15 protein-coding genes are annotated in these 13,614 nt (G+C 44.6%); all 15 read right to left on the bottom strand.

Features of this window, described 5'->3' with window-relative positions:
- Window positions 1-13: 13 nt before the first annotated feature.
- A complete protein-coding gene (locus PAHA3_RS05460; protein WP_062833809.1) occupies window positions 14-1,456 on the bottom strand; it encodes a chemotaxis protein CheB in 1,443 nt (480 codons plus the stop codon).
- Window positions 1,457-1,488: 32 nt separating this feature from the next.
- Window positions 1,489-2,376 (bottom strand): MinD/ParA family protein, encoded by an 888-nt coding sequence (locus PAHA3_RS05455; protein ID WP_062833808.1) that lies wholly within the window; start codon window positions 2,374-2,376, stop codon window positions 1,489-1,491.
- Window positions 2,373-3,725 carry a flagellar biosynthesis protein FlhF gene (flhF, locus tag PAHA3_RS05450; RefSeq protein ID WP_062833807.1) on the bottom strand — a complete coding sequence of 451 codons (1,353 nt, stop codon included), beginning with the start codon at window positions 3,723-3,725 and terminating at the stop codon, window positions 2,373-2,375. Before flhF ends, PAHA3_RS05455 begins: the two co-directional genes overlap by 4 nt.
- Complete coding sequence (gene flhA, locus PAHA3_RS05445; RefSeq protein ID WP_062833806.1) at window positions 3,722-5,755, bottom strand: flagellar biosynthesis protein FlhA; 2,034 nt, start codon at window positions 5,753-5,755, stop codon at window positions 3,722-3,724. Before flhA ends, flhF begins: the two co-directional genes overlap by 4 nt.
- 25 nt (window positions 5,756-5,780) lie before the next feature.
- Complete coding sequence (gene flhB / locus PAHA3_RS05440) at window positions 5,781-6,863, bottom strand: flagellar biosynthesis protein FlhB (protein WP_186333576.1); 1,083 nt, start codon at window positions 6,861-6,863, stop codon at window positions 5,781-5,783.
- A 23-nt stretch (window positions 6,864-6,886) separates the two neighbouring features.
- A complete protein-coding gene (fliR, locus tag PAHA3_RS05435) occupies window positions 6,887-7,675 on the bottom strand; it encodes a flagellar biosynthetic protein FliR (protein ID WP_062833804.1) in 789 nt (262 codons plus the stop codon).
- Window positions 7,676-7,685: 10 nt separating this feature from the next.
- On the bottom strand, window positions 7,686-7,955 hold the full coding sequence (fliQ, locus tag PAHA3_RS05430) for a flagellar biosynthesis protein FliQ (protein ID WP_062833803.1): 270 nt from the start codon (window positions 7,953-7,955) through the stop codon (window positions 7,686-7,688).
- Window positions 7,956-7,980: 25 nt separating this feature from the next.
- Entirely contained in the window at window positions 7,981-8,736 is a 756-nt protein-coding gene (gene fliP / locus PAHA3_RS05425) for a flagellar type III secretion system pore protein FliP (RefSeq protein ID WP_062833802.1), read from the bottom strand.
- Entirely contained in the window at window positions 8,733-9,269 is a 537-nt protein-coding gene (locus PAHA3_RS05420; RefSeq protein WP_186333575.1) for a flagellar biosynthetic protein FliO, read from the bottom strand. The genes fliP and PAHA3_RS05420 overlap by 4 nt, the downstream gene beginning before the upstream one ends.
- An 11-nt stretch (window positions 9,270-9,280) precedes the next feature.
- Window positions 9,281-9,646: a response regulator gene (locus PAHA3_RS05415; RefSeq protein WP_017689175.1), complete on the bottom strand. Its 366-nt coding sequence runs from the start codon at window positions 9,644-9,646 to the stop codon at window positions 9,281-9,283.
- A gap of 28 nt (window positions 9,647-9,674) precedes the next feature.
- Window positions 9,675-10,949 carry a flagellar motor switch phosphatase FliY gene (gene fliY, locus PAHA3_RS05410; RefSeq protein WP_062833800.1) on the bottom strand — a complete coding sequence of 425 codons (1,275 nt, stop codon included), beginning with the start codon at window positions 10,947-10,949 and terminating at the stop codon, window positions 9,675-9,677.
- Window positions 10,939-11,937, bottom strand: a complete 999-nt coding sequence (fliM, locus tag PAHA3_RS05405; protein ID WP_062833799.1) for a flagellar motor switch protein FliM — start codon at window positions 11,935-11,937, stop codon at window positions 10,939-10,941. The genes fliY and fliM overlap by 11 nt, the downstream gene beginning before the upstream one ends.
- A gap of 40 nt (window positions 11,938-11,977) precedes the next feature.
- On the bottom strand, window positions 11,978-12,439 hold the full coding sequence (locus tag PAHA3_RS05400) for a flagellar basal body-associated FliL family protein (protein WP_062833798.1): 462 nt from the start codon (window positions 12,437-12,439) through the stop codon (window positions 11,978-11,980).
- Window positions 12,439-12,660 (bottom strand): flagellar FlbD family protein, encoded by a 222-nt coding sequence (locus PAHA3_RS05395; RefSeq protein ID WP_024630220.1) that lies wholly within the window; start codon window positions 12,658-12,660, stop codon window positions 12,439-12,441. The genes PAHA3_RS05400 and PAHA3_RS05395 overlap by 1 nt, the downstream gene beginning before the upstream one ends.
- 67 nt (window positions 12,661-12,727) lie before the next feature.
- The gene (flgG, locus tag PAHA3_RS05390) at window positions 12,728-13,543 is read right to left on the bottom strand and encodes a flagellar basal body rod protein FlgG (RefSeq protein ID WP_062833797.1); all 816 of its coding nucleotides are present in this window, start codon (window positions 13,541-13,543) and stop codon (window positions 12,728-12,730) included.
- Window positions 13,544-13,614 lie beyond the last annotated feature (71 nt).

Raw genomic sequence — 13,614 nt, 5'->3', positions numbered from 1 at the left:
GAGTTACACTCCGTTATTTCACTGCTTGAACAAGTTTAGACGCGATCTCCTGCAGTGGCAGAAGATGACGAACGCATTGCAGCTCTACAGCAGAACGCGGCATACCATATACAACACATGTTTCTTCATTCTCGGCAAAGGTTGATGTAACTCCTGCTTCGTATAATCTCTTCATCATACGTGCTCCATCACTTCCCATTCCCGTCAGCAAAACAAGATGCCTTTGTAAAGATGTAAACGGCAGAAGCGACTCAAACATCGTATCCACTGAAGGTCTATGTCCATTCACTGGTTGATCTTCATTCAGCTTCACGATAAACTTCCCGTCCGCTGTTTTGTTAACTTTCACGTGGAATCCGCCAGGTGCTATATAAGCAGTCCCTTTTTTCAGGACCATCCCCTCTTCAGCTTCAACCACATGCAGGGGACTGAACGTATTCAATCGTTGAGCCAGAGAACGGGTGAAATTGGGCGGCATATGCTGCACAATAATGACCGGTGCTGGCAAATCAGCAGGCAACTGCTCGAGCAATGTCTTGAGAGCCCTAGGGCCACCCGTAGAACAACCTATCGCCACAAGCTTGTTGAACGACCCTTCCGGGCCACCTGCACCTTTTGGAACAGGATTAGATTTGGCTAAATCCTTGGTTTTTGCAGAGGCAGAAGTTGCTGCTATTTGATCAGCTGCCACCCGAGCTGCATTAGGTAGTCGAATTTCCTTAGGAGTCTGTACTGGATTAGCTGACCTCACTGCTTTTTCTGCATTTGTCCCCGAATTACGCTCTGACTTCGGCAAGGGCTCTGTTTTATTCTCTACGCGGCCTGGTTTCGAAGGTGATAATGGCGCAATGGGTGTCTTTGATTTAGCCTGAAAGACTTCAGCCCGCTCTCGTATAGAGCGTTGGTCCGTCTGAGCAGGTTCGATCGTTTTTTTCACAGGCTCCACTCGATCCCTAGCTGGCATTTCTTTCTGCACTGGCTGAGTTGGGGGAGCAACCGTTCCTCGCAACATGTCTCTGTTTTTCATGGATAAATCACGATCAGCTTTTCGTTTGATCTCATTCATCGCAGCACGCATGCGCTCAACCAAGGCTTTACCAACTTGAGCGATATCCTGGTCATGTACAATGGATGGTTTGCGAATGAAGTCAAATGCCCCTGCTTCAAGCGCCATAATGGTTTCTTTCATGCCTTGTTCATTGATACCAGATAACATAATCACAGGAACGAAGGATTCCTTCATAATTGATTTTAATGCGTCCAACCCATTCATTTCGGGCATCTCAACGTCCATTGTGATAATATCCGGTTTCAATTCTAGCGATTTTTGAATAGCTTCTCTACCATTTGATGCCGTTGCCGTTACCTTAAATTCCGAATCCGCTTCAATTAAATCTGTAACAATCTTACGCATAAAAGCGGAATCATCGACAACCAATACTTGATACACCGCCATGTTGTGTCACCCCTGTTTCCTTTATTCAGAAATCATGTTGTTCGTTTAAGCCACTTATTCATAAATCCCCTGATTCCTGTCAAGGTTCCGGACTCCGGAGTTGCAGGTACAGCCAAATAACGAAGAGCAAGTTTCTCTATATCCTTGGAGGCTTTGGCATTGGGATACGCCAGACTGTAAGGCATTTGCCTTTTAACTGCCTTGACTACCTGTGCGTCTTCAGAAATATACCCAAGTAGCGGAATATCCGTCTGCAAAAACCGCCTTGCCACTCCAGCTATTTTATCTGCCACCCGTTCCGCTTCCCGTTCGTCTTCCACCCGGTTAACGATCATCCGAAAGGGTGTAGCATTTTCCTGACCGTGCATAACTTTGACTAAAGCATAAGCATCGGTTATTGAAGTCGGTTCAGGTGTGGTTATAATCAGGCATTCATCGGCAGCATCGATAAACGTCATATTCTCTCTGGAAAGACCTGCCCCTGTATCGAAAATGACATAGTCCATTTCCTGAGCAATATCCTCCACTTGACTGGCGAAGAACTCCAGATCACGGTCAGACAATGAAAATAGTTCTTTCATACCTGATCCTCCAGCAATGTAAGGCAAGCCGCTGGCACCCAGTTGTATGATCTCCCTTATGGATTTTTGTCGGTACAACAGGTGGTAAAGATTATAGGATGAAGACGTACCCATAAGAACATCGATATTAGCCATTCCAATATCAGCATCAAACACCAGTACCTTTTTCCCTAAAGCCTGTAATGCCAGCGCAAAGTTCAGTGTGAAATTGGATTTCCCAACACCTCCCTTACCACTAGCTACAGTAATGATTTTAGAGGAACGGATATCTCGCTCAATGCCTTCCATTTCCAATGGCGCCGAGACCATACTTCGAAGTGAAGCTGCTTGATCCTTCATTGTGTCCATTCTCCCAGCAACTGTTTAGACAACGAATCTGCATCCGGCTTCAACAAATCGTCTGGAACATTTTGTCCGTTTGCCACATACGCAAGCTTGAGTGGAAAACGATGCAACAGGTTAAATAGCGGACCGCAGCTCCCAGTCTCATCCATTTTGGTGAAAATCACCTTATCCAGGCCATATTTACTGAAATGTTCTGTGATCTGAACCATATCCGCACTTTTGGAAGTCATGCTCATGACCAAAAAGGTTTCACTATTCTCGACAGGAGCAAGCAAACTTTGCAGTTCCGAGACAAGTAATTCATTTCTGTAGTTTCTACCTGCTGTGTCCATAAAGATCAGGTCACAATGCTCTAATCGAGAAATTGCACGTTGTGTATCACCGGGCGATTGTACCACCTCAAGTGGAACATTCAGTATAGATGCATACGTTCTAAGCTGTTCTACCGCCGAGATCCGATACGTATCAGATGTAATGAATCCAACTTTACGTTGTTTTTTGAACATTTGTTCAGCCGCCAATTTCGCAATTGTCGTGGTTTTCCCTACACCGGTTGGTCCAGCTACATAGACGATTCGAGTGGTAGGAAGAATGCCTTCGTCAATACGTTCTTCCAAGAAGTGCATGACCTCAAGTTTTACAGCTTGTTCTACATCCTGTTCCTTCAATTCATCCTCAGACCATTTTGCTTGTATTGAATCAAACCAGGATTCCCACACTTCAGGCCAAACCTCTTGTTCTGTCAAACGTTCTCGGATCGTATGCATTTCCTCTGGCACAGCATCCGCAGAAGTACCTTGCTTTGAAAGCTTGGTCACCATCTGTTTAAGATCCTGCAATTCAGTCATCAACTTGTCCTGCTGCAGGTCTGAGACAGTTTGCTTCGTCGCAGTTGTTGAACCCGAAAAATCCGCCCCTTGCGGTCGCGGTTTATGATCCGTGCTCGAAGAACCTGAGCCGCTGTCTATGATTGAACCGAGCTTACTCGATTCAATCATAGACGACGCAGCCACAGATGTTTCCTGTGCACTTTGATCAGCTATATTCGTTGTAGCCGACTCATCCGAAGCCGCAACAAACGAACGAGCTGTTTGCCGGTAGGCCTCAGGTACAAATGCACGAGGTACAGGTGTGAATTGATTTTGTACTGGCTTCGTCGTTTGCTTGTTTTCTTCCTTATCCACTGCAGCTACAACTTCGATCCTTTTTTTGCGGAACATTCCCATCACACCGCCCACCTTGATCTCTTTAGTGGACAGAATGACGGCATCACTTCCCAGGTCTTTGCGAATTTGAAGCATAGCTTCGGGCATGGTCTCAACAACGTATTGTTTTACTCTCATAAGTTCACCACCCCGATACTTTGAATTTCAACATTCGGCTCCAATTCGCTGTAGGAAAGTACAGGAATGTCCTGCATAGTACGTTCAATAACCTGACGCAGGTACATCCGAATAGTTGGAGAAGTTAATACAACTGGTTGTTGACCTGATTGAATCAAACGGTTCACTTGTTCACTCAGCTTCTGATACACACTTTGTGTAGATACAGGGTCTAAAGCAAGATAGCTACCTTGATCCGATTGTTGCACACTTTCAGCAATTTTCTTCTCAAGACCAGGTCCAACCGTGATCACTCGAAGTGTCTCACCTTTCTGTGAAAACTGCTGAGTAATCTGACGTGAGAGGGATTGTCTAACGTATTCAGTCAGAACATCAGGATCCTTCGTATACGTACCATAGTCAGCCAGTGTCTCGAAGATGGTAACCATATCACGAATAGATATTTTCTCACGCAATAACTTGGCAAGCACTTTCTGCACATCACCAATGGAAAGTAGAGAAGGAATCAGTTCATCCACCAGTGCAGAATAGTTCTCTCTCAGATTATCCACAAGTGCTTTCGTCTCTTGTCTTCCAAGTAACTCATGCGCATGTTTCTTAATCAGTTCCGTCAGATGTGTCGCCACAACGGATGGCGGATCTACGACCGTATACCCTGCAAGTTCCGCTCTGTCTTTGGTTACTTCGTCAATCCACAGTGCCGGTAGTCCAAAAGCAGGCTCTGTCGTTTCAATACCTGTCACGGACTCCTCATCATAGCCTGGACTCATGGCAAGGTAGTGATTCAACAACAGTTCTCCGCCGCCTACTACGTTACCCTTGATTTTGATAACATACTCATTAGGTCTGAGCTGGATATTATCTCGTATCCGTATGACCGGAACAACCAATCCCAGTTCAAGAGCACACTGCCTCCGAATCATAATGATCCGATCCAATAAGTCCCCACCCTGCTGATTATCAGCCAGCGGGATTAAACCATAACCAAATTCAAACTCAATAGGGTCAACCTGGAGCAGGTTAATTACACTTTCAGGACTTCTGACCTCTTCAATCTGCTGTTCTTCTTCCAGCTGTTCTTCCGCTTCCTGTTTCAAATTCAAATTATTCTGCATGCGCCATGCGGCAAATGCCAGCACGCCTGCCAACGGAAGCGTAGTAATAACATGAATAGGTGTGAAGAAACCCAGCATGGCAATAACGAAAGCTACAATATAAATGAGTATTGGATATGTAAACAGTTGCCCCGTAATATCCTCTGCCAAGTTTCCTTCGGATGATGCTCTTGTAACGATGAGACCTGCTGCCGTTGAAATAAGAAGAGCAGGAATCTGGCTAACCAATCCATCTCCTATAGTTAAAACGGAATACGTGGCAAGTGACTCAGCAAAATCAAGACCATGCACAGTCATCCCGATGATGAATCCACCAATCAGATTGATCAGGAGGATGATAATACTTGCAATGGCATCTCCTTTTACGAACTTACTTGCTCCATCCATTGCTCCATAAAAATCGGCTTCACGTTCAATTTTGGAACGACGTTCACGAGCTTGTTGCTCGTTGATCAGACCCGCATTCAGATCTGCATCGATACTCATTTGTTTACCAGGCATCGCATCGAGGGTAAATCGAGCAGCAACTTCAGCTACACGCTCCGAACCCTTGGTAATAACGATAAACTGAACGACAACCAAGATCAAAAACACGATAAATCCAATCGCAATTTGCCCTCCTGCAATCCAACTACCAAAGGTAGCAACAACGGCTCCAGCATCCCCTTCACCAAGAATTAGCTTGGTTGTCGAAATGTTCAGAGCCAAGCGGAATAGTGTGGTGATTAGCAACAAAGCTGGAAAAATGGAAAACTGCAACGCTTCTTTGCTGTTCATTGCAACAAGGAGTATCATCAGTGCAATTGAAATATTGACGACGAGCAACATATCCAATAACCAGATTGGGATCGGGAGAATCATCATCAACACAATGCCGATAATACCCGCAAGGACAGCTAAATCTTTTGTTTTCAATGAATGTACGGCCTCCGATCCCCTTTTATTTCGTTCTGCCCTTTAGTTTATATACATAAGCCAGCACTTCAGCTACCGCTTGAAACAAATCGGCCGGTATGGCATCACCAATCTCGGCTCTCTGGAACAATGCCCGTGCCAGCGGCTTGTTTTCCATCGTAATAACACCGTGCTCTTTGGCAATTTCCTTAATACGCAAGGCGACATAATCCTGACCTTTGGCAATAATCTGCGGTGCCTCCATTTCGGAACCTTCGTACTTTAGCGCAACCGCAAAGTGAGTCGGGTTCGTGATGATTACATCCGCATTCGGTACTTCCTGCATCATACGCTGCATAGCCATACGACGCTGACGTTCCCTTATTTTACCTTTGATCAGCGGATCGCCTTCCATTTTCTTGTACTCGTCTTTGATGTCTTGCTTGGACATACGGAGTTTTTTCTCATTATCATACTTTTGGTAAATGTAATCGAATATTGCAAGTACCATAAGTGCAACAGCAATCTTAACACCCAAACTTAACGTGATGGATGCAGCAAAGTGTAAAATAGCATCTAAAGAAAAGTGAGAAAGTGAGGCTATATCGGATTGGTAGCTTATAATTGTGCTGTAAACAAGATAGCCGATGATGGACATTTTCAAAATGGACTTAGCAAATTCGACCACAGAACGCATAGAGAAAATATTTTTGAATCCTTTAATCGGATCCAACTTCTCCAGTTTCGGCTTCAACCCTTCGCCTACAAGTAGAAAACCAACCTGCATGTAGTTAACGATTAAGGCAACTAGAACCGCACCCAACAATACCGGAGCAAGCAGTAACATCACTTCAATGCCATAGCGCATCATAAGCATCATTACATTTTCATCGGTGATTTTCATGTTCAGCCGGTTGATAAAAATATCTGTAAACAATCGAACTGTACGTTCCTTGTAAAAATCACCAAAGACTGTCAAGATCAAAAACGAGAACAGGAGAATCGAAGCACCAGATATCTCCATGCTTTTGACAACCTGTCCTTTTTTACGTGCATCCTGTCTCTTTTTAGGGGTAGCTTTCTCCGTCTTCTCCCCTGAAAACAACTGGAGGTCGAGTTGAAGTTTCATCCGAGTCTTATCCTCCGTTTCACTCAGCCCGGCCTTTGGCCAATGGTTCCAAGCAATTTTTCCATGGATCTAAATATCGCTTCGAACAATTGACTAAATATAAAGGAGAAACTGGGAACCAGCAAAAGCAAAATAGCAAGACCAACAAGTAACTTAAGTGGCAATCCGACTGCAAATACATTAAATTGAGGAGCAGTTTTGGCCAAAAAACCCAAACCTACATCTGTCAAAAACAGCGCCACTACAATTGGAGCCGACATCTGAAAAGCCAACATGAATGATTGACCTAATGTCCGAATCAAAAATTCAGCAATACTTCCGTCCGCCAACCGTAGGAAAAATATATTTGATAACGGAACCCACCTGTAACTGTAGACTATCGCATCCAGTAAATAATGGTGGCCATTCATCGTCAGAAACAGAAGCATAGCAAATGCATACTTCAAGTTACCCGTAAGTGGTGCTGAAGCGCCTGTCATTGGATCAAATACATTAGCCATACCAAAACCGATCTGAAGATCGATAAAAGTTCCTGCAGTCTGTACAGCCGTCATTAACAGATACGCCACAAAACCTAAAAGCAGGCCAATTAGAATCTCTCTGATGATCAGCAAAACATAACTCATGTCTGTCGGTACGGTCTGATCTATTCCATAAATCAGATAGACAGACAATGTAACAAATGCAGAGATACCAATTTTAACTGAAGTCGGCACATTTCGAGCTGAAAAGACCGGCGCAGTTACAAAAAATGATGTGATTCGACAAAACATAAGCAGAGCGACAGGGAAACTTTGCAATAATGTCTCCATCTGCTAAAGCCTACCCTATGTATCTGTATAAATTATCGAGAATGTTGTACGTAAAATCGATTAATATATTCAAGATCCAGGGTCCAAACAAAAGTACTGCCAGAAGTACGGCAACAATCTTGGGTACAAAAGCTAATGTTTGTTCCTGAATTTGAGTTGTCGCTTGAAAAATACTGATTGCAAGTCCTACAACCAGAGCTAGTATAAGCATGGGTGCACTGGCCAGCAATGACGTGTATACCGCTTTCCCGGCCAGACCGATAATAAATTCCGAAGTCATGACCGTCCTCCTTTAACTTTCCGGATCAAGTGTTAAAACTCAGCAACAGTGACTTGACTACCAGATACCACCCGTCCACAAGGACAAAGAGTAGTATTTTGAAAGGTAATGAGATCATGACCGGCGGAAGCATCATCATTCCCATCGCCATGAGTGTACTCGCGACAACAATGTCTATCACCAGAAACGGAATGAAAATCATAAACCCCATCTGGAATGCTGTCTTCAACTCACTGATTACATATGCCGGCACCATGACAGTAATCGGAATATCCTGGTAGGTATTTGGCTGTTCAGTCTGATTGTACTTCATAAACAGCAACAGATCCTTTTCTCTGGTGTGAGTAAACATAAATTTCTTTATGGGATCCGCTGCTTTTTCCAGCGCCTCGGTTTGCGTAAGTTCTCCCTGAAGATAGGGCTGAAGCGCTACCTGATTTATGGAAGACAACGTCGGCGACATAATGAAAAGTGTCAGAAATAGTGCCAAACCTACCAGCACCTGATTGGGTGGCATTTGTTGTGTACCCAAAGATGTACGTACGAAACCGAGCACAATCACAATTCGAGTAAAACTGGTCATCAGTACAAGCATTGCTGGTGCAATGCTAAGCACCGTAATTAATAGAATAATGGACAGTGAACTCGTGCTTGGTGTCCCTCCATCACCGTTTCCGATTTGAATATCAATATTCGGAATAGGTTCAGCAAAGGCAACCGTGACAGATGCCAGACTGATAAGTCCCATCAAACAACACGCTAACCAAATCTTTTTCTTCATGAATCCCTCGACCGATCTGTAGTATTGTCTTTATCCAGGAGCTTCTCCATCTTCTCTTTACGGTTAGGCATCTGCCGAAGTTTGGATTCAAACATTTCGTGAAAAGAAGTTGTGTCCTCCAGTTCCATTTCCCGCGGCGGTTCATCTTTACGGAAGCGTTTTGTGAGCTTGGCGATGAGAGGCGAGAGATTACCTTGTTGTGCAGCAGCATCTCGCTCGAATGAATCAATGATTCTTTGCGCCTCTTCCAAATCCGTAACCTTATCTATCAACTGGATGTCTTCACCTACACCAAGCAGATACACACTTCCACCAATCTCCATAATTTGCAACGACTTGTTTTGCCCCAGTCCGACCCCGCCCAGGGTACGAATCGTGCCATGACGTAACCACTGCTGATTCCGTTTGTTTAAAAACCGGATCAGATAGACAATAAGGGCCAGGATGACGGCCAGGACAACAATCACCCATACAAGCTGTAAATAATAATTGGTTCCCGCGCCAGCTCCTCCTGGAATATCACCCTGAGCCATCATCATGTCTCTTAAACGCCCAGTGTCTTGCTAATTGCTTCGATAACCCGGTCAGATTGGAAAGGTTTAACGATAAAGTCTTTAGCACCTGCTTGAATAGCATCGATTACCATCGCTTGTTGACCCATCGCAGAGCACATAATCACTTTTGCATTAGCATCGATCTTTTTGATTTCTTTCAAAGCTGCAATGCCATCCATCTCAGGCATCGTGATATCCATTGTGATCAGATCCGGACGAAGCTCTTTAAATTTCTCAATTGCTTGTGAGCCATCCTGTGCCTCACCAACAACCTCATACCCATTTTTGGACAAAATGTCCCGGATCATCATTCTCATAAATGCAGCGTCGTCTACGACTAAAATTCGGTTTGCCATCTTGATTCAAGTCCTCCCTAAATTGTGCTTATTGTAATTTCTGAATTCGGTCCCATTGGCTAACGATATCTATAACACGAACACCAAAGTTTTCGTCAATAACGACAACTTCTCCCTTGGCGATCAGTTTGTTATTCACCAAAATATCGACAGGTTCACCGGCTAACTTATCCAGTTCGACAATCGAACCCTGTGACAGTTCCAAAATATCTTTAATTTGCTTCTGGGTCCTTCCTAATTCTACGGTGACTTTAAGGGGAATGTCCATCAATAAATTCAAATTGTTTTCGTCTACCTGACCATACGCCCCATTTTGCAAATTGGCGAATTGAACTGGCTGTACGTTAACATTCCTATTTGGCATTCCACCGTAATGTTGAGGTGCACCATAAGGTTGCTGCGGTGGCATGCCATACGGCTGCTGTGGCGGCATTCCTTGCGGCATACCCATTGGAGCTTGTCCATACCCGTTGTAGTCCTGAGCAGGCTGTTGTGGAGCCTGTGGAGCCTGTTGGTGCTGAACGGGTGGTTGCTCCGCAACTGGTGGTGGCGTTGCTGGTACAGCTGCTGGTGCAGGTTCAGGTGTCGCTGCCACCGGTGCGCTTGCAGTTGACTCCTGAGCGCCTCCAATCAGCATGTCTACCATGTTTTTGGCAAAATGTACTGGAAGCAACTGCATCAGATTGGAATCGATCAGATCTCCGATTAAGAGACGAAATGAAACTTGAATCAGCGTCTCATCTTCTGGAAGGTTACTTACGCCCTCACCACTCTCCAAATTGAGAATATCGATTCCCGGTGGGGAAATATTCACAAAACGGTTAAAGATCGTGGACATAGAAGTAGCAGAGGAGCCCATCATCTGGTTCATCGCTTCCTGTACAGCACTAATATGGATTTCATTCAGTTCTTCGTCAATTGGATTTCCTTCGCCACCCAGCATCAAATCGGCGATGACTTGAGCATCTCTCTTCTTGATGACAAGCGAGTTAATGCCTTCGAAACCATCCACGTAATTCACATGAACAGCAACATGCGGCTTAGGAAAAGCTTCTTCAAACTGCGTTCGACTAATGATGGAAACCTTAGGTGTTGTAATATCTACTTTTAGGCCCAATAGCGTGGACAAAGCTGTTGCCGCGCTACCAAATGTAATGTTACCAATCTCCCCCAAGGCATCCTGCTCCAGCTCGGTCAAAAAATCATCAACCGTCTTCTCAGCAGGTTCCGAGCTATTTATCGATTCCGATTGCCTGAGCAAAGCATCGATTTCTTCTTGGGATAAATAATCCTTACTCGTCAAATTCTTCAACTCCTTCGGTGACAATCTCGTCTATTTGCACAGCCACACGGTCCTTGATTGTTCCCGGGCTGCCCATGTATTTCAGTTTGTCACCCACTTTAATGGAAAGTCCCTCATCAACTGGTTTGTTCAACGTAATAACATCACCAACGGACAGACCCAAAAATTCTGCAATTGAAATTTTGGATTCTCCCAACTCCGCAACGACGGGTAATTTGGCTTTGTTCACACGTTCTTTTAAAGCTTCATATTCTTCCGGAGCTCTCGTTTTCTTCTCCGAAACAAACCACTGATGAGTTGACAACCGTGACATAATAGGTTCAAGAACGACATGCGGAATACATAGATTGATCATGCCTGTCGTGTCACCAATTTTGGTACTGAGTGAGATCAGAGCAATGGTCTCATTGGGAGATACAATCTGCATAAATTGCGGGTTGGTCTCCAGCGCTTCCATCCTTGGGGAAATATCCAACACGGTCTTCCATGCTTCCTGCAAACTTTCAAATGCACGGCTGAATATCCGCTCCATGATGGTCGTCTCAATCTCCGTCATCGATGCGATCTTGGTCGGAGCGCTTCCGGTTCCACCAAGCAGGCGATCCAACATCGCATATCCCACGTTCGGATGGACTTCCATCACCATTCGTCCCTGTAGTGGCTCCGCTTCAAAAATGTTCAATATCGTCATCTTAGGAATAGAACGGATAAACTCATCATAAGGCAACTGTTCGACTTGAACGACATTGATTTGAACGAACGTCCGCAGTTGGGCTGAAAAATAAGTGGTGAGAAAGCGTGCAAAGTTTTCGTGAATACGAGTCAAGCTTCGAATATGGTCTTTGGAAAAACGCACTGCCCGCTTAAAATCGTACGATCTAATTTTCTTCTGAGTTTCTTCCTTCTTCAATTCTTCTGCGTCCATTTCACCAGAAGAAAGGGCTGCTAATAGGGCATCAATCTCATTTTGTGATAATACATCCACCATGTTCTCACCCCCTTACAGGTCTACAGCGTGTTCTGTTCATTTACATCGGCGCCATCACAAAAGCTGAAAAACTAGTGCTGCTCAACTTACCTTCAGGTAAAGCTTCATTAATGAGTCCAGTCAATCTCTCATTAAATTGTACTCGGCCCTTCGCTGTAGCCAGCTCCTCAGACTTTGTATCCGCAAATGTCTGAATGATAATAGGCTTCACTGTAATTTCTTTAATTTTCTCAAAATCTTCTTTGGCTGTTTTGTCTGACAACTTGAAGGAGAAGCTGACAACTACAACATGATCTGTATCAGCCAAGTTGGTTTTAATTTCTCCAAGCTCTGAGGAAACTTCTACAATCTCATCCGCAGTCATTTTTTTGGCTTCAGAAGCTGCAGCAGTATGTGTGTCATTCTTAGTCCCATTCTGTCCTTGCATAAATACAAACACAACCACCACAATGAGTGTTATTGCCAGCAACATCGTTGCAAGCCAGGGCATCATCTTTTTCATCAGGATTCCTCCGTTTGCTGCACTTTGATAGTGGCTGCCTGAACCCCGATTTCACGGTTGTAATCTTTAATTTTGGAAATAACTTCATCGGCTTTCTCAAGCACAATCAGTCTCTTTCCAGTTACCAGAGTAATATACGTGTCCGGCGTCTCTTCCACAATCTCAACCATCAGCGCATTTAACCACATGGGAGAACCATTTAACCGCGTAACCGAAATCATGCTAAGCCCCCTCGATCAGAGTGGGAGGAGCAAGCTCCTCCACATTTTAAAAATCACCAATCAGCTATTAACGTTTCAGGTTAACAACTTCCTGAAGTATTTCATCCGACGTTGTAATGATCCGTGAGTTCGCCTGGAATCCACGCTGAGCTACGATCATTTCAGTAAACTCTCCAGTCAGATCCACATTAGACATTTCGAGCTGTCCAGCAATGATTGCTCCTGTTCCGTCCTCAGCACTGTTCGCTGTCAATGGTTCAAGTGCCCCATCCGGATTCGCGTTCGCTGTCATACGGTACAAGTTGCCCCCAATTTTCTCAAGACCTTCCGGATTCACAACTTTACCTATTCCAATCTGCGGACCCGCTTCGATGGTTCCGTCTGCCATGGTCTGGTTAATCGTTCCATCCTGACCAATGGTGAAGGAAACAACGTCGTCTGGAATAGTAATATTTCCACCACCGTTATCCAGAACAAACAATCCATCCGATGTCAAAAGGTTACGCGCAGCATCCACATGGAAATCCCCCGCACGAGTCAGGTAAGGTACTTCTTGATCTTCACTCAAACGGACAAGGAAGAATCCATCTCCGTTAATCCGAAGATCTGTTGGATTATTCGTTGTCATGGGACTACCTGCCAGATGTAGCGTATCAATTGAACCTACTGTTACACCAAGACCGATTTGTTTCGCATTAACACCACCAGATGCATCGCCAGGTGCAGTAACCCCTGCCGTAGTTTGGCTCATAATATCCTTGAACATAACCCGACTGCCTTTGAAGCCAACCGTGTTTACGTTCGCAATATTGTTACCAATTACGTCGAGTTTGGTTTGAAAACCCCGCATCCCGGAAACGCCTGAGTACATTGATTTCAACATTTTTTTAAAATCCTCCCAGTCTTCATTTGGTTACCGCATCAGTCGGTCAGCGGCATTCCGGCTCCCGAGAA

The organism is Paenibacillus amylolyticus (genome assembly GCF_001570725.1).
Taxonomy (GTDB): Bacteria; Bacillota; Bacilli; order Paenibacillales; family Paenibacillaceae; genus Paenibacillus; species Paenibacillus amylolyticus_A.
The sequence above is the reverse complement of the archived record's forward strand: the minus strand, read 5'-3'. Positions and strand labels throughout refer to the sequence as shown.

What these genes read in the sequence shown, in the direction of transcription:
- PAHA3_RS05395 (WP_024630220.1), bottom strand. Translation starts at nt 12,660, where the DNA reads ATGATTTCGGTTACGCGGTTAAATGGTTCTCCCATGTGGTTAAATGCG.
- fliM (WP_062833799.1), bottom strand. Translation starts at nt 11,937, where the DNA reads ATGGTGGATGTATTATCACAAAATGAGATTGATGCCCTATTAGCAGCC.
- flgG (WP_062833797.1), bottom strand. Translation starts at nt 13,543, where the DNA reads ATGTTGAAATCAATGTACTCAGGCGTTTCCGGGATGCGGGGTTTTCAA.
- PAHA3_RS05400 (WP_062833798.1), bottom strand. Translation starts at nt 12,439, where the DNA reads ATGAAAAAGATGATGCCCTGGCTTGCAACGATGTTGCTGGCAATAACA.
- fliR (WP_062833804.1), bottom strand. Translation starts at nt 7,675, where the DNA reads ATGGAGACATTATTGCAAAGTTTCCCTGTCGCTCTGCTTATGTTTTGT.
- fliP (WP_062833802.1), bottom strand. Translation starts at nt 8,736, where the DNA reads ATGAAGAAAAAGATTTGGTTAGCGTGTTGTTTGATGGGACTTATCAGT.
- fliQ (WP_062833803.1), bottom strand. Translation starts at nt 7,955, where the DNA reads ATGACTTCGGAATTTATTATCGGTCTGGCCGGGAAAGCGGTATACACG.
- PAHA3_RS05460 (WP_062833809.1), bottom strand. Translation starts at nt 1,456, where the DNA reads ATGGCGGTGTATCAAGTATTGGTTGTCGATGATTCCGCTTTTATGCGT.
- flhB (WP_186333576.1), bottom strand. Translation starts at nt 6,863, where the DNA reads ATGAAACTTCAACTCGACCTCCAGTTGTTTTCAGGGGAGAAGACGGAG.
- PAHA3_RS05455 (WP_062833808.1), bottom strand. Translation starts at nt 2,376, where the DNA reads ATGAAGGATCAAGCAGCTTCACTTCGAAGTATGGTCTCGGCGCCATTG.
- flhF (WP_062833807.1), bottom strand. Translation starts at nt 3,725, where the DNA reads ATGAGAGTAAAACAATACGTTGTTGAGACCATGCCCGAAGCTATGCTT.
- PAHA3_RS05420 (WP_186333575.1), bottom strand. Translation starts at nt 9,269, where the DNA reads ATGGCTCAGGGTGATATTCCAGGAGGAGCTGGCGCGGGAACCAATTAT.
- PAHA3_RS05415 (WP_017689175.1), bottom strand. Translation starts at nt 9,646, where the DNA reads ATGGCAAACCGAATTTTAGTCGTAGACGACGCTGCATTTATGAGAATG.